At 45.0% G+C, this 17,774-nt stretch carries 21 protein-coding genes; all 21 read left to right on the top strand.

All coding sequences use genetic code 11. The features are described from left to right. The first annotated feature begins 1 nt into the window (after position 1). Complete coding sequence (locus NSQ23_RS15135; protein WP_004892993.1) at positions 2 to 1,102, top strand: NADH-quinone oxidoreductase subunit D; 1,101 nt, start codon at positions 2 to 4, stop codon at positions 1,100 to 1,102. Beyond that, the gene (gene nuoH, locus NSQ23_RS15130; RefSeq protein WP_339171943.1) at positions 1,102 to 2,103 is read left to right on the top strand and encodes an NADH-quinone oxidoreductase subunit NuoH; all 1,002 of its coding nucleotides are present in this window, start codon (positions 1,102 to 1,104) and stop codon (positions 2,101 to 2,103) included. Before NSQ23_RS15135 ends, nuoH begins: the two co-directional genes overlap by 1 nt. 22 nt (positions 2,104 to 2,125) lie before the next feature. After that, positions 2,126 to 2,545, top strand: a complete 420-nt coding sequence (gene nuoI, locus NSQ23_RS15125; protein WP_003396988.1) for an NADH-quinone oxidoreductase subunit NuoI — start codon at positions 2,126 to 2,128, stop codon at positions 2,543 to 2,545. Further along, positions 2,542 to 3,051, top strand: a complete 510-nt coding sequence (locus tag NSQ23_RS15120) for an NADH-quinone oxidoreductase subunit J (RefSeq protein ID WP_339171941.1) — start codon at positions 2,542 to 2,544, stop codon at positions 3,049 to 3,051. Before nuoI ends, NSQ23_RS15120 begins: the two co-directional genes overlap by 4 nt. Next, the gene (gene nuoK / locus NSQ23_RS15115) at positions 3,048 to 3,359 is read left to right on the top strand and encodes an NADH-quinone oxidoreductase subunit NuoK (RefSeq protein ID WP_339171938.1); all 312 of its coding nucleotides are present in this window, start codon (positions 3,048 to 3,050) and stop codon (positions 3,357 to 3,359) included. The genes NSQ23_RS15120 and nuoK overlap by 4 nt, the downstream gene beginning before the upstream one ends. Before the next feature lie 58 nt (positions 3,360 to 3,417). Continuing rightward, on the top strand, positions 3,418 to 5,274 hold the full coding sequence (nuoL, locus tag NSQ23_RS15110) for an NADH-quinone oxidoreductase subunit L (RefSeq protein ID WP_339171932.1): 1,857 nt from the start codon (positions 3,418 to 3,420) through the stop codon (positions 5,272 to 5,274). Next, the gene (locus NSQ23_RS15105; protein ID WP_339171930.1) at positions 5,274 to 6,785 is read left to right on the top strand and encodes an NADH-quinone oxidoreductase subunit M; all 1,512 of its coding nucleotides are present in this window, start codon (positions 5,274 to 5,276) and stop codon (positions 6,783 to 6,785) included. Before nuoL ends, NSQ23_RS15105 begins: the two co-directional genes overlap by 1 nt. A 4-nt stretch (positions 6,786 to 6,789) precedes the next feature. Further along, positions 6,790 to 8,292, top strand: coding sequence for an NADH-quinone oxidoreductase subunit NuoN (nuoN, locus tag NSQ23_RS15100; protein ID WP_064220717.1), 1,503 nt, complete (start codon positions 6,790 to 6,792; stop codon positions 8,290 to 8,292). Between the two features lie 57 nt (positions 8,293 to 8,349). Further along, on the top strand, positions 8,350 to 8,580 hold the full coding sequence (locus NSQ23_RS15095; protein WP_164875846.1) for a DUF1146 family protein: 231 nt from the start codon (positions 8,350 to 8,352) through the stop codon (positions 8,578 to 8,580). 81 nt (positions 8,581 to 8,661) lie between these two features. Beyond that, the gene (locus NSQ23_RS15090; protein ID WP_339171927.1) at positions 8,662 to 9,357 is read left to right on the top strand and encodes a YwmB family TATA-box binding protein; all 696 of its coding nucleotides are present in this window, start codon (positions 8,662 to 8,664) and stop codon (positions 9,355 to 9,357) included. Between the two features lie 31 nt (positions 9,358 to 9,388). Continuing rightward, entirely contained in the window at positions 9,389 to 10,687 is a 1,299-nt protein-coding gene (gene murA / locus NSQ23_RS15085; RefSeq protein ID WP_339171924.1) for a UDP-N-acetylglucosamine 1-carboxyvinyltransferase, read from the top strand. A 96-nt stretch (positions 10,688 to 10,783) separates the two neighbouring features. Continuing rightward, positions 10,784 to 11,773, top strand: a complete 990-nt coding sequence (spoIID, locus tag NSQ23_RS15080; RefSeq protein ID WP_339171922.1) for a stage II sporulation protein D — start codon at positions 10,784 to 10,786, stop codon at positions 11,771 to 11,773. A gap of 53 nt (positions 11,774 to 11,826) precedes the next feature. After that, the gene (locus tag NSQ23_RS15075; protein ID WP_339171921.1) at positions 11,827 to 12,639 is read left to right on the top strand and encodes a M23 family metallopeptidase; all 813 of its coding nucleotides are present in this window, start codon (positions 11,827 to 11,829) and stop codon (positions 12,637 to 12,639) included. 222 nt (positions 12,640 to 12,861) lie between these two features. After that, positions 12,862 to 13,125 carry a sporulation transcriptional regulator SpoIIID gene (gene spoIIID, locus NSQ23_RS15070; RefSeq protein WP_003396966.1) on the top strand — a complete coding sequence of 88 codons (264 nt, stop codon included), beginning with the start codon at positions 12,862 to 12,864 and terminating at the stop codon, positions 13,123 to 13,125. Positions 13,126 to 13,215: 90 nt separating this feature from the next. After that, a complete protein-coding gene (locus tag NSQ23_RS15065; RefSeq protein WP_339171918.1) occupies positions 13,216 to 14,220 on the top strand; it encodes a rod shape-determining protein in 1,005 nt (334 codons plus the stop codon). Positions 14,221 to 14,306: 86 nt separating this feature from the next. Then, the gene (gene flgF, locus NSQ23_RS15060; RefSeq protein ID WP_339171915.1) at positions 14,307 to 15,095 is read left to right on the top strand and encodes a flagellar basal-body rod protein FlgF; all 789 of its coding nucleotides are present in this window, start codon (positions 14,307 to 14,309) and stop codon (positions 15,093 to 15,095) included. A 10-nt stretch (positions 15,096 to 15,105) separates the two neighbouring features. After that, entirely contained in the window at positions 15,106 to 15,930 is an 825-nt protein-coding gene (locus NSQ23_RS15055; RefSeq protein ID WP_339171913.1) for a flagellar hook-basal body protein, read from the top strand. A gap of 14 nt (positions 15,931 to 15,944) precedes the next feature. Then, positions 15,945 to 16,157 (top strand): DNA-directed RNA polymerase subunit beta, encoded by a 213-nt coding sequence (locus tag NSQ23_RS15050; protein ID WP_094240362.1) that lies wholly within the window; start codon positions 15,945 to 15,947, stop codon positions 16,155 to 16,157. 83 nt (positions 16,158 to 16,240) lie between these two features. After that, positions 16,241 to 16,669, top strand: a complete 429-nt coding sequence (fabZ, locus tag NSQ23_RS15045; protein WP_339171911.1) for a 3-hydroxyacyl-ACP dehydratase FabZ — start codon at positions 16,241 to 16,243, stop codon at positions 16,667 to 16,669. Between the two features lie 66 nt (positions 16,670 to 16,735). Then, positions 16,736 to 16,966, top strand: coding sequence for a hypothetical protein (locus tag NSQ23_RS15040; protein WP_339171909.1), 231 nt, complete (start codon positions 16,736 to 16,738; stop codon positions 16,964 to 16,966). Between the two features lie 139 nt (positions 16,967 to 17,105). Continuing rightward, positions 17,106 to 17,504 (top strand): hypothetical protein, encoded by a 399-nt coding sequence (locus NSQ23_RS15035; RefSeq protein WP_339171906.1) that lies wholly within the window; start codon positions 17,106 to 17,108, stop codon positions 17,502 to 17,504. Positions 17,505 to 17,774 lie beyond the last annotated feature (270 nt).

The raw sequence follows: 17,774 nt of genomic DNA, 5'->3' as shown, positions 1-17,774 counted from the left end.
CGTGCTGAGAACAGAGGAGATGCTTTTAAACGTCGGACCGCAACATCCGAGCACGCATGGCGTGTTTCGCCTCGTGCTGAAAATTGATGGGGAAATAATTAAAGAAGCGACTCCCGTCATCGGTTATCTTCATCGCGGGACAGAAAAAATTGCGGAAAATTTGCAGTATACACAAATCATTCCGTACACAGATCGCATGGACTATTTATCGGCGATGACGAACAATTACGTTATTTGTCACGCAGTAGAAACGATGATGGGTATTGAAGTGCCAGAGCGCGCAGAATATTTACGTGTTTTAGCGATGGAGCTTGGCCGTATTGCGAGCCATCTCGTTTGGTGGGGTACGTATTTGCTTGATATTGGTGCAGTCAGCCCGTTTTTATATGCGTTTCGTGAGCGGGAAATGATTATTAATTTATTAAACGAATTATCAGGCGCGCGCCTAACGTTTAACTACATGCGTGTCGGCGGCGTGAAATGGGATGCGCCAGATGGATGGATCGACAAAGTGAAACAGTTCGTTCCATATATGCGCAAGCAACTAGAAGGTTATCATGAACTTGTGACAGGAAATGAAATTTTCCGCAATCGCGTCATCGGAGTCGGAAAGTATACGAAAGAAGAAGCGTTAGCATATTCATTAAGTGGGGTCAATTTGCGTTGTACAGGTGTAAAATGGGATTTACGAAAAGATGAGCCGTATTCTATTTACGACCGATTTGATTTTGACGTGCCTGTTCGTACGGAAGGTGATTGCTTCGCCCGTTATGAATGCCGTCTTGCTGAAATTGAGCAATCGCTCCGCATTATTGAACAGGCGTGTGAACAGTTTCCGGATGGCGGTGAAATTATGGCGAAAGTGCCGAAAATTATTAAAGCGCCACCGGGCGAGGCGTATGTGCGCATCGAGTCGCCGCGCGGAGAAATTGGGTGCTACATTGCGAGCGACGGGAAAAAAGAGCCGTACCGCTTAAAATTCCGTCGACCGTCATTTTATAATTTACAAATCCTTCCGAAACTATTAAAAGGGGAAAATATCGCAAATTTAATTGCGATACTTGGCGCGATTGATATCGTGCTTGGGGAGGTCGATGGATAATGATGGAACAACTTTTACAGTCGACGCCGAGCTGGACAAATGTTGCGATATTTTTCGCGATTGGTGTTGGCTTGTTGCTCGTTGTATTAGGGTTTGTTACGTACGGCATTTTAGCGGAACGAAAAGTGATGGGATTTATGCAAGGGCGCATCGGTCCAAACCAAGTCGGGGGCCGCTGGGGGCTACTACAAACAGTTGCGGACGTATTAAAACTACTATTGAAAGAAGATACAATTCCAAAAGCAGCCGATCGGCCATTGTTCATTTTAGCACCGGTCATTGCGTTTGCCCCTGCGTTTATGGTGTTGGCAGCGTTGCCGTTTACGGATGCGTTACAATTTGCCGATATTGGTGTCGGGCTGTTGTATTACATCGCGGTATCAGGATTAACGACGATTGGCGTTGTGACAGGCGCATGGGCGTCAAACAATAAATATGCGCTACTTGGAGGCATGCGCGCAGCCGCGCAAATGATTTCATACGAAGTGCCTCTCGTCATGTCGGTCATCGGTGTCATTTTGTTGTCGGGAAGCTTAAACTTAAACGACATTGTCGACGCGCAAAAAGAAGTTTGGTTTATCGTTGTGCAGCCGATTGGATTTCTCGTCTTTTTGATCGCTGCTGTGGCGGAGTTAAACCGGACGCCGTTTGACTTGCCAGAAGCGGAATCAGAGCTTGTAGCAGGTTTCCACGTTGAGTATTCTGGCTTCCGTTGGGCGTTTTTCATGCTTGCAGAGTACGTGTACTTTTTTGCGATGGCGGCATTAACGACGGTACTCTTTTTAGGAGGATGGCATCCGCTTCCGTTTCTCGATTTTATTCCAGGAGCGGTTTGGTTTGCATTGAAGTTTAGTCTCATCGTCTTTTTATTCATTTGGTTTCGCATTACGTTTCCGCGTGTGCGGGCTGATCAATTGATGGAGTTTGGTTGGAAAGTGTTATTGCCTGTTGCACTCGTCAACATTTTTGTAACAGCGCTTGTGAAACAACTATTTTTTTAAATAAAAAGGTGGGTGGGCAGAAATGCTCGGTTTAATGAAAGGATTAGCGTATACGCTGAAAAACTTAACAAAAGAAAAAGTGACGTACGATTATCCGAATGAACCGCTTCCGCTTCCGGATCGCTTTCGCGGCATTCAAAAGTTTTATCCGGAAAAATGTATCGTTTGCAATCAGTGCGCAAACATTTGCCCGACCGACTGTATTCAATTGACGGGCAAAAAGCATCCGGACCCGACGAAAAAAGGAAAAATTATTGATACGTACGACATTAATTTTGAAATTTGCATTTTATGCGACTTATGTACCGAAGTGTGTCCAACAGAGGCGATTGTCATGACGAACAACTTTGAATTAGCGGAATATAGCCGCGATGAGTTATTTAAAGATTTAACGTGGCTTGATGAAAACGATACGAACGTGCGGAAGGTGAATAAGCCATGAGTGGACAATATATTGCGTTTTTCGTTCTTGCGCTCATTGCGCTTGGCGGCGGCATTTTTATGTTAAATTTAAACAAAGTCGTCCATATGGTCGTCGCCCTTGTATTTACGTTCGTCAGCATCGCCGGCATTTACGTACTTTTATCAGCTGAATTTGTCGCAGCTGTTCAAGTGCTTATTTACTCTGGGGCAATTACGATCATTATGTTGTTTGGCATTATGCTGACGCGCCACCAAGATGACGGACAATCGACAGGAAGCCCGCTTCGTAAAGCGCTCGCGTTGCTCGGTACGGTTGCCTTCGGTGCCGTGATGTATATCGGCATTCGCACGCTCGACTTTGGCAGCGAAGCGGTTGGGCTTCATGATAAAAATACGGAACAAATCGGAATCGCGATGTATTCGAAGTACGTCATTCCGTTTGAACTAACATCTGTATTATTGCTCGTTGCTCTCGTTGGCGCCGTCATTTTAGCAAAAAAAGATGATAAGGAGGAGGGAGAATGAGCGTACCGTTATCCGCCTATCTCGTATTTGCGCTTATGTTATTTTGCATCGGGCTGTACGGAGCGTTAACAAAACGCAATACAGTAATCGTGCTCATTTGCATTGAACTTATGTTAAATGCTGTAAACGTCAATTTAGTCGCATTTAGCAAGTACGGCGTAAACCCAGGCATTACAGGGCAAGTGTTTTCGCTCTTTACGATTACTGTTGCAGCGGCAGAAGCAGCGGTTGGATTAGCCATTTTAATTGCGCTATACCGCAATCGCAAAACGATTCATATTGATGAAGTCGATTCGATGAAACGATAAAGGATGGGAAACAAAGGGGTTATATATAAATGCACCTGAAAAAGGGGATGATTGAACGATGATGGAAAACGCATGGCTCATACCGCTTTTTCCGTTCGTATCGTTTGTTGTGCTGCTTGTCGTTGGCAAGCAGTTAAAAGAACGAAGCGCGTATGTCGGGATGTTGTTGACGTTTCTTTCGCTCGTTTTGGCTCTCGGAACGTTGTATGAGCGATGGACGGCATCAACATATAAACAAGCATACACATGGCTAACAATCGGGGATGTGGATATAACGGTCGGCTTTGAAGTGAACGCATTAAATGCATTAATGCTCGTTGTTGTGTCGCTTGTTAGTTTTCTCGTACATACGTATGCGAAAGGATATATGCACGGTGATGAGCGCTTTCCGGTATTTTACGCATATTTAGGCTTGTTTACATTTGCGATGCTCGGGCTCGTCGTATCACCAAACTTACTGCAAACGTATATCTTTTGGGAGCTTGTCGGTCTCGGCTCGTTCTTATTGATCGGATTTTATTTTTACAAAGAAGAAGCAAAAGCTGCAGCGAAAAAAGCGTTTATTATGACGCGCATCGGGGATGTCGGCTTGCTGATCGGCATGATTTTATTATTCCTTGAAGTAGGCAGCTTTGAATATGAAGCCATTTTTGCCGCGTTACAAAACGGAAATATATCGACTACAATCATCACGTTAAGCGCCATTCTTATTTTTATTGGCGCTGTCGGAAAATCAGGTCAATTTCCGCTTCATACGTGGCTTCCGGATGCGATGGAAGGTCCAACGCCTGTATCAGCGTTAATTCACGCTGCAACGATGGTCGCGGCTGGGGTATATTTAGTGGCGACATTGTTCCCGCTTTATGAAGCGAGTGAAACAGCGATGACGACCGTCGCTTACGTTGGAGGATTTACCGCTATTTTTGCGGCATCGATCGGTCTTGTGCAAACGGACATTAAACGCGTGCTTGCATATTCCACCGTCAGCCAGCTTGGCTATATGATGTTAGCGCTCGGTTCCGCAGGTTATGTTGCAGGTGTCTTTCATTTAATGACGCACGCCTTTTTTAAAGCGCTCCTCTTTTTAGCTGCAGGTAGCGTCATTCATGCGGTGCATACGCAAAACATTGAACAAATGGGCGGATTATGGAAAAAAATGAAATGGACCGCTCCACTCTTTTTAATCGGAACGTTAGCGATTAGCGGGTTTCCGTTGTTCTCAGGCTTTTTCAGCAAAGATGAAATTTTAATTGCCGCGTGGACGCACGGGCATGTCGGTCTATTTGTTGTTGCTGTTATTGCGGCCTTTTTCACAGCGTTTTATATGTTCCGCTTATTTTTCCTTGTATTTGCAGGGGAAGCGCGAACGAACGTCCACGACGTTCACGAATCACCAATGGTTATGGTGCTTCCGATGATTGTGCTCGGCGTGCTTGCTGTCGTTTCTGGCTACGTCCAAACACCGTGGGGAGCGTTTTTAGGCGAATGGTTGACGGAAGGAACGAACTGGCATGCACATGCGGAAGGACCGAGCTGGATTATGATTGTTGCGACTGTTGTTTCTTTATGTGGCATGGCTTTTGCGTGGCTCATATATGGCAAACGTGCGATTGCGCGCGACTGGCTATCGTCACGTTTCCCAATGACGTACAACGTGCTTATGAATAAATATTACGTCGACGAGTTTTACGGACTGACTGTCACGCGCGCGACCGCATTCATCAGCTTGTTGTTTGAATACATCGATCGTTTCCTCGTCGAAGGAATAGCTCGGTCGCTTGCAGCAGCTACGCGCGGTATCGGACGAATCGGTTCGCGTCTACAAAACGGTCAAGTACAAATGTACGGCACAGTAACGATTGTCGCTTTAGCGATTCTCGTCGTCATTTTTGCGGTGACAGGGGGGTATTTATAATGCAGCCATACTTTTTATCGCTCTTAATTTTCTCCCCGCTTTTAGGCATACTCGTTCTTTCGCTCTTTCCGAAAGAACAAGAAAAAGCGATCAAATGGCTCGGCGTGTTAGCGACGCTGCCATCGTTATGTTTATCGCTGTTTGCGTTTTGGCAATATCGAAACGGCTATGATATAAGCCAGCTGACAGAAAAGCGTTCATGGATTCGATTTGGCGATTTTCCGTTTTTAAGGGAAACGGATTTTACTGTTGCATATGAACTTCATGTTGACGGTTTTGCGCTTGTGATGATCGTTTTGACGACGATTTTAGCGACGCTTGCGGCGATTGCTTCTACGTCTATTCAAAAAGAATGGAAAGGATATTTTCAACTATTTTTACTGCTTGAAATCGGCATGCTCGGCGTATTTGCGGCAAGCAACCTCGTTCTCTTTTTCATCTTTTTCGAATTGACGCTCATTCCGATGTTTTTCTTAATCGGAAAATGGGGATATTTCGAAAAAGAAAAAGCAGCGTACAGCTATTTAATCTATAACGGTCTTGGTTCAGCCGTCTTATTGATCGTCATTGCGGTATTGTTTGCACGTACCGGTACATCGAATATAGCAGAGTTGCGTTACATATTAACTAACTCATCGGTACAAACGATTTCGCCAATTTCCGACGATCTTCGTTACGGATTGTTTATCGCCTTGCTTGTTGCATTTGGGGTAAAATTGCCGATCGTGCCGCTCCATCGTTGGATGTTGCGCGTGCACGTACAAGCGCCGCCGTCTGTCGTCATGCTGCACGCAGGGGTTTTGTTGAAAATTGGTGCTTTTGGTCTCGTTCGTATCGCCCTCGGATTATTTCCTGGGCAATTCCAGCAATTTTCGACATGGCTCATCGTTTTAGGAGTTGTAAATTTATTGTATGGTGCGTTTTTAGCACTTAGACAAACCGATTTTAAAATGGTACTTGCTTACTCGAGTGTGTCACATATGGGGATTGTATTGATCGGTCTTGGTTCGCTAAACGAGGCAGGAATACAAGGAGCTATTTTCCAAGCGGTGTCACACGGATTTATCGCGGCGTTCTTATTCTTCTTCGTCGGGGTCATGTACGAAAGAACGCGTACAACAACGCTTGCTCGTTTAGGAGGGTTAGCGAAGACGATGCCGTATGCATCAGGATTTATTCTTGCTGGAGCGATGGCTTCGCTTGGGTTGCCGGGGACGTCAGGATTTATTAGCGAGTTTATGGCGTTCGTTGGTGCATTTCAAGCAGCGCCTTGGCTCGCTGCGATCGGTACGCTCGGTATTATTATGACCGCGGTATATTTGTTGCGAGCTGTACTTGACATGACGTTTGGGCAAACAGCGGTGACGAGCGTTCGCGATTTACGTGGTATCGAATGGGTGCCAGCCATTAGTTTACTGTTACTCATTATCATCATCGGGGTATATCCGAACGTGTTGGCGATGCCGCTGCAGACGACGATTGAAACGATGATGAACGGGTTAGGGGGTTGATGAGATGGATTTTGAAACATTACTTAGTTATCAATGGGGCGTTATGATGCCGGAATTTATTATTCTCGGCGTAGCCGTCGCGCTCTCGCTCATCGACCTATTTATTCCAGAAAATCGCAATCGGCAGCTGCTTGGCTTATTTGCTTTCGTTGGCGTCGCCGTTTCGTTCGTATCGTTGCTTGGGTTATGGACGAGTGATGTTACATCCATTTTAGATGATACGTTTCGCCTCGATTCGTTTGCGAAATCGTTTAAAGCGTTATTGCTCATCGGTAGTGCGCTCGTGTTACTTCTTGCGATTCATTACGAACCGAATGAGCGCATCGCCTACCGCGGCGAATTTTACTACTTATTTTTAACGGCTCTCCTCGGCGCGATGATGATGGCATCAAGCGGCGATCTCATTACATTGTTTGTCGGTCTTGAACTATTGTCGATTTCCTCTTATATTCTCGTCGCCATTCGGAAAAAACATACGTTAGCGAATGAAGCGGCGTTGAAATACGTCATTACGGGAAGTATCGCAACAGCCATTACGTTGTTCGGAATGAGCTACATATTTGGCTTTACCGGGTCGACAAATATAAAAGAAATTGCCGTACAACTTGCGAGTACGTCCGATGAAAATCATCAATACGTTTTATCGCTCGCCTTTTTGCTCACGTTTGTTGGATTATCGTTTAAATTAGCATCCGCTCCGTTTCATATGTGGGCGCCTGATGTATATCAAGGTGCAACGACGCCTGTTGTTTCGTTTTTAAGCGTTGTTTCTAAAACAGCTGGATTTGTCATTGTATTGCGTGTTATCGTTTCCGTCTTTGCGCAAACGCCAGCCGGAAGTTCCGCTTCCATGTTGATGACGCTTGCGCCATATATCGCTTTTTTAGCAGGAGCAACGATGATTATCGGCAATACGATTGCCCTTCGACAACGAAACGTGAAGCGTATGCTCGCATATTCAAGCGTGGCGCATGCTGGATATGTATTAGTTGCTTTTGCGAGCTTGTCGATGTTTATGTTTGAAGCGATTTGGTTTTACTTATTAGCATATGTATTTATGACGATTGGAGCATTTGCGATTTTGCAAGTCGTTTCTCAACATCATGATGATGAAGATATAAGCATATTTGCCGGTTTGTACCGCCGCTCGCCGCTTATGGCGATTGCGATGACAATCTTTTTACTATCGCTTGCAGGTATCCCAGGGACAGCTGGATTTATCGGGAAAATGAATATTTTCCTCGGAGCGTTTATCGTCGAGCCTGCTCATTATGTGCTCGCGTCGATTATGGTGATCACAACGGTCATCTCTTACGTATATTACTTTGGAATTTTCGTCCAAATGTTTTTCCGACCAGTCGAACATACGCACCGATTAGAGTGGCCACCTGGGGTCATTGCGGTTGTCGTTATTTGTATCATCGGCACCGTTTTATTAGGGGTGTTTCCAAACATCGCTTACGATTTCCTTGCACCGTTTGAACATTTTAGCGATTTTCTTCAATAAGACGTATAATGGAAGGGGTTTACCCTTCCATTTTCTTTTGTGAAAGGAGGAATAAACGTGGAAGTATTTGGACAAGAGGCGTTAATTAGTTTACTTTCTCATTTATTTTTTATTACGGTGACGTGGTGGACGTTACAAGCGGTTCGACTTGAAGTCATTTTCAAACCAAATCGTATCATTCAAGCGCGCGTCTTTTACATTTTAATTACGATTGCTATTGGCTCATTAGTGAGCAACTTCTTTTTAGATTATTTACGCTGGTCGCGTCAGTTGCCATTTTTACTTTAAACGCGAGCGTTGTCGATTTTTTTCACGTATGTTCCCTTCCGATCTGGCAACAATAAAGCTAAGGAGGGGAAGGGAAAAAAGATGAGAAAAAGATGGTTGGCACTCGTTATTTTTTGTTTGTTATTAAGTGGTTATCGGATGTATGATGGTGAACGTGTCGAAAGAGAAATAACGAAAATAAACGACATGCTCGGCGTATTTGACGCTCATCATATTTACCTCGAACGATGGAACGTCTACGCCAAAGAGCAAGTGCTCACGACAGACCCTCACAACTGGATCCAACAATACGTGAGAACATGGTCCTCTTTTCGTTGGACGGTTGAACCGCACAAGATGATTGGCAAACGTGAAACCTCCGCTTACGTTGAAACGATTCAACTTATCACGAACGCTCATCATCCAGCTGTCCTTGTTTTATACGAAGCAACCGGTTCAACGTGGAATAAACAACTCGAACGCACGCTCGTCCGACAAACGACAAAATTATTCGAAAAACCTACATTTTTTACTTGTATTACAGGGGAATTCGATGGTAAGATGAAAGGTGTTTTGTTTGACAAGGCGGTTCGCTTGCTTGCTTCATTTCAAGCGCAACCGATCGAATCATTGCGTGAAGAGACATTTGTCTCCCTCTCAGCATATACTGAGCAGTGGAAGACATCACTTTCTGTCGGACAACAACAAATGAATCTTCAACTGGCGTTACGACAAAACGGATTGGGCGCGCGAACGACCGTTGTCATTGGCACCCCAATCATTACATCTGAATATTAATATAGAGACTTTGGACGCGGAGGGGAATGCCTTGGAAAAAATCATCGTCCGCGGCGGGAAGCGGTTGAGTGGCACAGTGAAAGTGGAAGGTGCGAAAAACGCTGTGTTGCCTGTCATCGCCGCAACATTATTAGCGAGTGAAGGAAAGAGCGTCATTTACGATGTACCTGAACTCTCCGATGTATATACGATTAGTGAAGTGTTGCGTCATTTACAAGCGGACGTAACGGTTGGCAACAACAAAATTGTCGTTGATGCATCTGGAGAGCTAACGATTGAAGCACCTTTTGAATATGTACGAAAAATGCGCGCATCTGTATTAGTGATGGGACCGTTGCTTGCGCGTAAAGGCCGCGCGCGCGTGGCGCTACCGGGCGGCTGTGCGATCGGCTCACGACCGATTGACCAACATTTAAAGGGATTTGAAGCGATGGGTGCAACGGTGAAAATCGGCAACGGTTTTATCGACGCAGAAGTGAATGGAAAATTGCGCGGTGCAAAAATTTATTTAGACTTCCCGAGCGTTGGTGCGACGGAAAACATTATGATGGCGGCCGTGTTAGCTGAAGGCACAACGATCATCGAAAACTGTGCGAAAGAACCAGAAATCGTTGACTTGGCAAACTTTTTAAACGCCATGGGTGCGAAAGTGCGCGGGGCTGGAACAGGCACGATTCGCATTGACGGTGTCACTGCATTATATGGTGCAGAGCATGCGGTTATTCCTGATCGCATTGAAGCAGGAACGTTTATGATTGCCGCTGCGATCACAGGTGGAAACGTTCTCGTGCAAGGGGCAGTGCCTGAACATTTAACGTCGTTAATCGCAAAGCTCGAGGAAATGGGTGTCACGATCGTTGAAGAAGATAACGGTTTGCGCGTCATTGCGCCAGACAAATTAAAAGCGGTAGACGTCAAAACGATGCCGCATCCCGGCTTTCCAACAGATATGCAATCACAAATGATGGCGCTATTGATGAAAGCAGAAGGCACAAGCATGGTAACCGAAACGGTATTTGAAAACCGTTTTATGCATGTCGAAGAATTTCGTCGCATGAATGCAGATATGAAAATTGAAGGACGTTCCGTTATTATTAACGGCCCATGCAACTTGCAAGGGGCGGAAGTAGCCGCAACCGACTTGCGCGCTGCTGCCGCGCTCATTTTAGCTGGACTTGCGGCGGAAGGATATACGCGCGTAACGGAGCTGAAACATTTAGATCGCGGTTACGTTCGTTTTCATGAAAAGTTAGCCGCTCTAGGTGCTGACATCGAGCGTGTCCGCGAGGATGTCGATACGGCACAAACACAAATGACAGACGTTGGATGAACATAAAAGCGACCGTTTGCGGAGGCGAATGGTCGTTTTTTGCATATATGCTTGTCCCCTCGCATACAGTTTAGTAATGACAAAGGGGGGATCGGATTGCGACAATGGATCATCGCAACAATAACACTATTTACACTTATTTTACTTATTCCTGCGTTAGTCGTTTTAGCGTTTGGGGAAAAGCAGAGCATACCCCTTTCGGCCGAACCGAAGCACGTTCAAGCGCGCGATGAACCGATCGTGGAAGTGGCGGTATACCGAAGTAAAGAAAAGAAAGTCGAACGGCTTCCGCTTGAACAATATGTCATCGGCGTCGTAGCGGCAGAAATGCCAGCGGAATTTGAAATGGAAGCGTTGAAAGCACAAGCGCTTACCGCAAGGACGTACATTGTTAAACAGCTTATGCATAAACAGACGATTGAACTGCCAGAAGGGGCGAACGTCACCGATACGGTCATGCATCAAGTGTATTATAACGAAGAACAGTTAAAACAACTGTGGGGCATGAGTTACGAATGGAAAATAAAAAAAATTAAAGAAGCGGTCGAGGCGACAAGAGGGCAAATTTTAACGTACAACAACGAGCCGATTGAAGCGGCGTTTTTCTCGACAAGCAACGGCTATACGGAAAACTCAGAAGCGTATTGGCAAAACGCGTTTCCGTATTTAACGAGCGTCGAAAGCCCGTGGGATGAACAGTCGCCAAAGTTTTACGAACAAGTGACGTTATCGGTTCGCGAATTTGAACAACGGCTCGGTGTGAAATTACCGAAAGACGGATCATCTATCGGCAAAGTGCTTGCACGCACGCCGGGAAAACGCGTCGCTCTTGTTGATATTAACGGGAAACAGCTCACTGGTCGTGACGTGCGCGAAAAGTTGCAGTTAAAATCAACTGATTTTACGTGGGAGAGGAAAGGAAATAACATCGTCATTACGACGAAAGGATACGGCCACGGTGTCGGCATGAGTCAATACGGAGCGAACTTTTTAGCGAAACAAGGGAAAACGTATAAAGAAATTGTCACATATTATTATCAAGGGGTACAAATTCACGATCTTTCACTTGTCGCTTCAAAATTTTGAAGCGGCAATTTTTTTTGTATTCATGTGTATAAATGTTCTTCTTTCTGTTCACAATGGTTGCTGAGGTGATGAACATGAAAGAAGAAAACAAAAAAGTTTCAAAGTTGTTCCGTAAACGTTGGGTTGTTCCTTCGATTTATTTGTTAAGTGCAGCGCTCATTTTAACAGGTGTGCTTTGGTTCCAAAGCAAAACAAACGACATCGTCCAACCGCCTGTTGATGAAGCACAACAAGGCACAGCTGTGAACGAACCAGACTCTGTTCCTGTACAACAAGCCGTTGAACAAATTGTCATGCCTGTCCTTGATCCGAATGCTGTAGAAATCGCAAAACCATTTTACGATTTTCATGCATCAGCCGAAGAACAAGAAGCCGCTCTCGTCTCTTATAATGATGAATATTATCCGAACAAAGGTGTCGACATCGCGATGAAAAACGGCGAAAGCTTTGATGTAACTGCATCGTTAAGCGGAACAGTCATTAAAGCAGAAAAAGATCCGATCTTCGGTTACGTCGTTCATCTTCAACACGATCGTGGCGTTGTGACGGTATATCAATCATTAACAGACGTGCAAGTGAAAACAGGCGACACAGTAAAACAAGGGCAAGTGATCGCAAAAGCGGGCACAAACGAGTTCAATAAAGAAGCAGGCGTTCACGTTCACTTTGAAATTCGCAAAGATGGGCAAGCGGTTAACCCAGTCGCTTACTTCGATCAACCGCTAAGCGCATTAGAAAACAATGAACAACAAACAACGGAACAACAAGCGGAACAACAAGAAACAAATCAAAGCGAAACAAATGAACAAGAAGCCGATCCGTCAAGCACTGTGCCAGATGCTTCGATCGGAATGGCAAGAACATGAACAGATGGGCAAAATGCTCATCTGTTCGCTTTTTTATGGCATATATTTTCTTCCTTCCTAATACACTATTACAAACTTGAACAACGAGGGTGTTTGAGGTGAGATGAACGATTAATAGATGAGCTTGACGACTTTGTTATGAGCGAGTAAACGCCACTGCGACAACCGCCTTATGCGTCTCATTTCACACTTCTCACATCCAACTTAGGGAGGGCGAGCAGTGTGCACGATTACATCAAAGAGCGTACAATCAAGATTGGCAAGTATATCGTGGAGACGAGAAAAACCGTTCGCGTCATCGCGAAAGAGTTCGGTGTGTCTAAAAGCACCGTCCATAAAGACTTAACGGAGAGGCTCCCGGAAATTAACCCCGAATTAGCGAATGAAGTAAAAGAAATTTTAGATTACCATAAATCCATTCGCCATTTGCGTGGAGGAGAAGCAACGAAGAAAAAGTATAAAAAAGAAACCGAGCAAGCGACGTAAATTTCTCGTTCCCCTTGCGAAAAATGTACTCTTTTTCGTTATCGTTGTGGTAGAATATTTTATTAGGAGAAATGGCAAGGAGGAACATATATGTTTTTCGCAAGGGATATCGGCATCGATCTCGGCACGGCGAACGTGTTGATTTATGTAAAAGGGAAAGGCATCGTATTGAACGAACCTTCCGTCGTTGCGATTGATCAACATACAAAGCGGGTGTTAGCGGTAGGGGAAGAAGCGTGGCGCATGGTTGGGCGCACGCCTGGGCATATTGTTGCCATTCGTCCATTGAAAGATGGCGTCATTGCGGACTTCGACATTACGGAAGCGATGCTAAAACATTTTTTAAGCAAACTCAATTTAAAAGGATGGTTTGCTAAACCGCGCATTTTAATTTGCTGTCCAACAAACATTACGTCCGTCGAACGAAAAGCGATTAAAGAAGCAGCGGAAAAAAGCGGAGGCAAAAAGGTATATTTAGAAGAAGAGCCGAAAGTGGCAGCGATCGGTGCGGGAATGGACATTTTCCAGCCTTCAGGAAACATGGTGATCGACATCGGTGGGGGCACAACGGACGTTGCCGTATTATCGATGGGTGATATCGTCACATCCGCATCCATTAAAGTAGCGGGCGATAAATTTGACCAAGAAATTTTAAGTTATATTAAACGAGAATATAAACTACTAATCGGTGAGCGAACAGCGGAAGAAATTAAAATCAATATCGCGACTGTTTTCCCGAATGCGCGCGATGAAGCGATGGACATTCGCGGCCGCGATTTAGTAACAGGCTTACCAAGAACGATTACTGTTCGTTCCGGTGAAATTGAAAAAGCGCTGCGCGAAACGGTATATACGATCGTCCAAACAGCAAAAAGCGTGCTTGAGCGCACACCGCCAGAACTATCAGCCGACATTATTGACCGCGGCGTTTTCTTAACAGGAGGTGGGGCATTGCTTCACGGCATCGACCAACTGCTTGCGCAAGAATTAAAAGTACCGGTCTTTATTGCGGAAAATCCGATGGACTGTGTAGCGATCGGCACAGGATTAATGCTTGATAACATCGACAAAGCTCCATATCGTCAACCCGTATAGGTACCATTGGGAAATGGTACCTATTCGCTTTTTCCCCACATTTCTTTTATAATGAAAGTAGTGTAAAAACGGTGAGGGGGAGTTTTATGTTTCGCGGACTATATACAGCAGTCTCAGGCATGCTTTCACAACAACGCCGCATCGAGATGATGACGAACAATATCGCAAATGCGAATACGCCGGGCTACAAAGCTGATCAAGCATCGTTGCGAGCTTTTCCAGAGATGCTAATGCACCGCATTCAACAAACAACGATTCCGACAGAAAGGAAACTCACATGGCGCGATCGGACGTACATTGGCCCGCTATCGACAGGTGTGTACGTGCAAGAACTTGTGCCGAACTTTGCGCAAGGAGATATACGCGAAACAGGAAACAACACTGATGTAGCGATTGTCGATGGGACAGGCACATCGTTTTTTACAGTACAAAATGAAGCCGGCGACGTGCGCTACACACGAAACGGTCATTTTACGATCGATGCCGACGGTTTTTTAACGACGACAGACGGCTTGTACGTGCTCGATGAAACAGGCAACCGTATTCAAGTGGGCGATGAACAGTTTACCGTCTTATCTGACGGAACGATCACAAAAGACGGCGAACAAATTGCTCGCCTTCGCATCGCTTATGCCGAAAATGTGCAAACGCTTACGAAAGAAGGGAACGGTTTATTTCGAGCCGAACAAGAACTTCCGCCTGCACAAACGTATACAATTCGCCAACAATATATTGAACGTTCAAACGTCGATCTTTCTCGTGCGATGACAGATATGCTTTCAGCTTACCGAGCGTTTGAAGCGAACCAAAAAATTTTACAAGCGTACGATAAAAGTATGGACAAAGCGGCAAACGAAATCGGCCGCTTAAGGTAGGGGGATGACGATGCTTCGGTCAATGATTACTGCCGCCAACACGATGAACCAACTACAACAACAACTAGACGTCATTAGCCATAATATCGCCAACGTCAATACGACCGGGTTTAAAAAACGCGATGCCGTATTTGGTGAATTGCTTGCCCAACAGTTTACGAATTTGCCAAAAACGGACGAAGCGCCTCGTCTGACGCCAGCAGGTGTCCGCCTCGGTGTCGGCGCAAAAGTCGCGTCCACCTATATGCAAATGAAACAAGGTTCGATCGTAAAAACAGATCGTCCATTAGACCTTGCTTTAACGAAAGAAGGGCAATTTTTCCGCATCGCCGTCGATGGCGACATTCAATATACGCGCGATGGTGCGTTTTACCTTAGCCCGTCGGTGAACAATCCAGACGAACTTATGGTTGTAACAGCTGATGGTTACGCGGTGCTAAATGAAAACGACGAGCCGATTACTGTCCGCGACGGTTTTAAAGACATTCAAGTCACCCAAAACGGCACGATGCAATTCATTGCGCCAAACGGAGACATCATGCAGACGGTAAACATCGGGGTATCATATATCACCCGTCCGCAACTTATGCAAGCGCTTGGCGATAACCGTTTTGCTTTTCCAAATGGGCTCAATGTGGAAGACGCAACAATCAACTTAGCTGGCAATAATCGCAACGACATTTCATTACAACAATACGCCCTAGAACAATCAAACGTGGAGCTAGCGACAGAAATGAGTGAACTGATGATTACGCAACGGTCATATCAGCTTAACGCCCGCGCCATTACATTATCCGATCAAATGATGGGGATTATTAACGGCATTCGTTCGTAGAGAGGGAAATCATTATGGAAGAAAAACAACAAAAACGCTCGCTTCGCCGTCCGCGCCGTCGCCTTATTCCGATTTGGCTTCGTTTAGTGATCGTGTTCGTTCTCGTTCTGTTAAGTGGGATGATCGGAGCGATGGTCGGCTACGGTGTAATTGGCGAAGGAAACGCATGGGATGCGTTAAAACCAGCGACGTGGCAACATATTGTCGATTTAATCGAAAAACAGTAGTGGACAGACCACTAAAAAACATGATACATTGAAAAAAAGGCGGAAGGGAGATCCTTCCGTTTTTTTATAAAGGAGGAATTCGTATGCTTGATATTCAACAAATTCAACAAATTATTCCACACCGCTATCCGTTTTTACTCGTTGATCGCATTGTTGAAGTGGAAGAAGGAAAACGCGCCGTCGGCATGAAAAACGTGAGCGCCAACGAACAATTTTTTGTCGGTCATTTTCCGGACTATCCCGTCATGCCTGGCGTGCTGATCGTCGAAGCGCTAGCGCAAGTTGGGGCGGTCGCGATGTTAATGAAAGAAGAAAACCGTGGCCGTCTCGCATTTTTTACCGGCATTGACAATTGCCGCTTTAAAAAGCAAGTAAAGCCGGGCGATCAATTACGATTAGAAGTCGAAATGATTCGCTTCAAAGGGGCAATCGGGAAAGGAAGAGGAGTCGCTACCGTTGACGGCGAGCTCGTATGCGAAACAGAAATCATGTTTGCCCTCGGTGAAAAATAATGCATAATCGTCTCCTTTCTGGGCATGTTATAAGTGATTACATATGCCTAAGAAAGGAGATATGCAATGAAAAAACTATGGTTACTCAAACTACTTAGCGCGCTCATCGCCATTATGGTCGTAACGGGCTGCAATGACGATGATACAGACAACGAGGTAAATGACCAAGAAGAAGTGCAGCCAGGTGAAGACACAAATGAAGACGCTGGCGACGATGAAAACGACGCTGTCCCAGATGAAGAAGACGCCGTTGAAGATCCAGAAGACGTGAACGATGCAGACAATGTAGACGAATAAAACGTAAGAGGTTTCCTCTTGCGTTTTTTTATTCCCCTCCTTCCTATAACCGTTAGTATAGTTATGAAAAAACTTTGTCAATACACGCTTTTTTATGATACATTAACGGTTGACGATAATCATATGGAGGGTTTTATACATGTTAAAACAGCTTCCTCATCGCATGAAGATGAACATGACGCTATCGATTAAAAAAGTGTTTGAACAATATATGGCAAGCATCGGCTGGGATGAAACAAAATACAATGCCGCAACATTGATGGAACAATGGCGTCATTATTTATACAATGAAGCGACATGGTTTGCGGAATTAGACGATACGATTAAAACAAACCCACACTTTCATGAACAACTTGCTGAACGTATTAACGAAATTATCGACCAGCTCGTCAATGAACCTCCAACGGACGAACAAATTGCCGAAATTAACCGTCTCGTTGAACGGCTCGGCATTGACGATTTCCCTTACGGCTGTCGATTAGAAGCAAAATACCACATCGAACGTCTACAACAAGAGCTAAAAAAAAAGAAAAGTTAACGAAACGGGCGAGCATCAAACAACGAAAACTAGCAGAAATTTTATATTATCAAGCGTATGACGAACCGTTGCCAAATCGTGAGTATACGGTACAAGAAATGTACGACATGATCAATGAAGCGAAGCGAGTATTAGGACAAGAAAGTGAAGATGGCGAAATGATTCATTAGACCGGCAGAAAAAGAAACTGCTGGTTTTTATTTATAATTTTTTTACAAAAAAGGGTAGAGAATTATAGATTGTCCATTTATAATGGAATTAGTCGAATGC

The organism is Anoxybacillus sp. FSL W8-1294, assembly GCF_037965005.1.
Taxonomy (GTDB): domain Bacteria; phylum Bacillota; class Bacilli; order Bacillales; family Anoxybacillaceae; genus Anoxybacillus; species Anoxybacillus flavithermus_G.
This window is presented reverse-complemented; position numbering and strand designations above follow the sequence as displayed.

Excerpts from the sequence above, each read along its gene's own strand:
- fabZ (WP_339171911.1), top strand. The coding sequence starts at position 16,241 with ATGCTTGATATTCAACAAATTCAACAAATTATTCCACACCGCTATCCG.
- nuoH (WP_339171943.1), top strand. The coding sequence starts at position 1,102 with ATGATGGAACAACTTTTACAGTCGACGCCGAGCTGGACAAATGTTGCG.
- flgF (WP_339171915.1), top strand. The coding sequence starts at position 14,307 with ATGTTTCGCGGACTATATACAGCAGTCTCAGGCATGCTTTCACAACAA.
- nuoN (WP_064220717.1), top strand. The coding sequence starts at position 6,790 with ATGGATTTTGAAACATTACTTAGTTATCAATGGGGCGTTATGATGCCG.
- NSQ23_RS15075 (WP_339171921.1), top strand. The coding sequence starts at position 11,827 with ATGGTTGCTGAGGTGATGAACATGAAAGAAGAAAACAAAAAAGTTTCA.
- NSQ23_RS15050 (WP_094240362.1), top strand. The coding sequence starts at position 15,945 with ATGGAAGAAAAACAACAAAAACGCTCGCTTCGCCGTCCGCGCCGTCGC.
- NSQ23_RS15040 (WP_339171909.1), top strand. The coding sequence starts at position 16,736 with ATGAAAAAACTATGGTTACTCAAACTACTTAGCGCGCTCATCGCCATT.
- NSQ23_RS15105 (WP_339171930.1), top strand. The coding sequence starts at position 5,274 with ATGCAGCCATACTTTTTATCGCTCTTAATTTTCTCCCCGCTTTTAGGC.
- NSQ23_RS15055 (WP_339171913.1), top strand. The coding sequence starts at position 15,106 with ATGCTTCGGTCAATGATTACTGCCGCCAACACGATGAACCAACTACAA.
- NSQ23_RS15065 (WP_339171918.1), top strand. The coding sequence starts at position 13,216 with ATGTTTTTCGCAAGGGATATCGGCATCGATCTCGGCACGGCGAACGTG.
- NSQ23_RS15090 (WP_339171927.1), top strand. The coding sequence starts at position 8,662 with ATGAGAAAAAGATGGTTGGCACTCGTTATTTTTTGTTTGTTATTAAGT.
- nuoL (WP_339171932.1), top strand. The coding sequence starts at position 3,418 with ATGATGGAAAACGCATGGCTCATACCGCTTTTTCCGTTCGTATCGTTT.
- NSQ23_RS15035 (WP_339171906.1), top strand. The coding sequence starts at position 17,106 with ATGTTAAAACAGCTTCCTCATCGCATGAAGATGAACATGACGCTATCG.
- nuoK (WP_339171938.1), top strand. The coding sequence starts at position 3,048 with ATGAGCGTACCGTTATCCGCCTATCTCGTATTTGCGCTTATGTTATTT.
- NSQ23_RS15120 (WP_339171941.1), top strand. The coding sequence starts at position 2,542 with ATGAGTGGACAATATATTGCGTTTTTCGTTCTTGCGCTCATTGCGCTT.
- nuoI (WP_003396988.1), top strand. The coding sequence starts at position 2,126 with ATGCTCGGTTTAATGAAAGGATTAGCGTATACGCTGAAAAACTTAACA.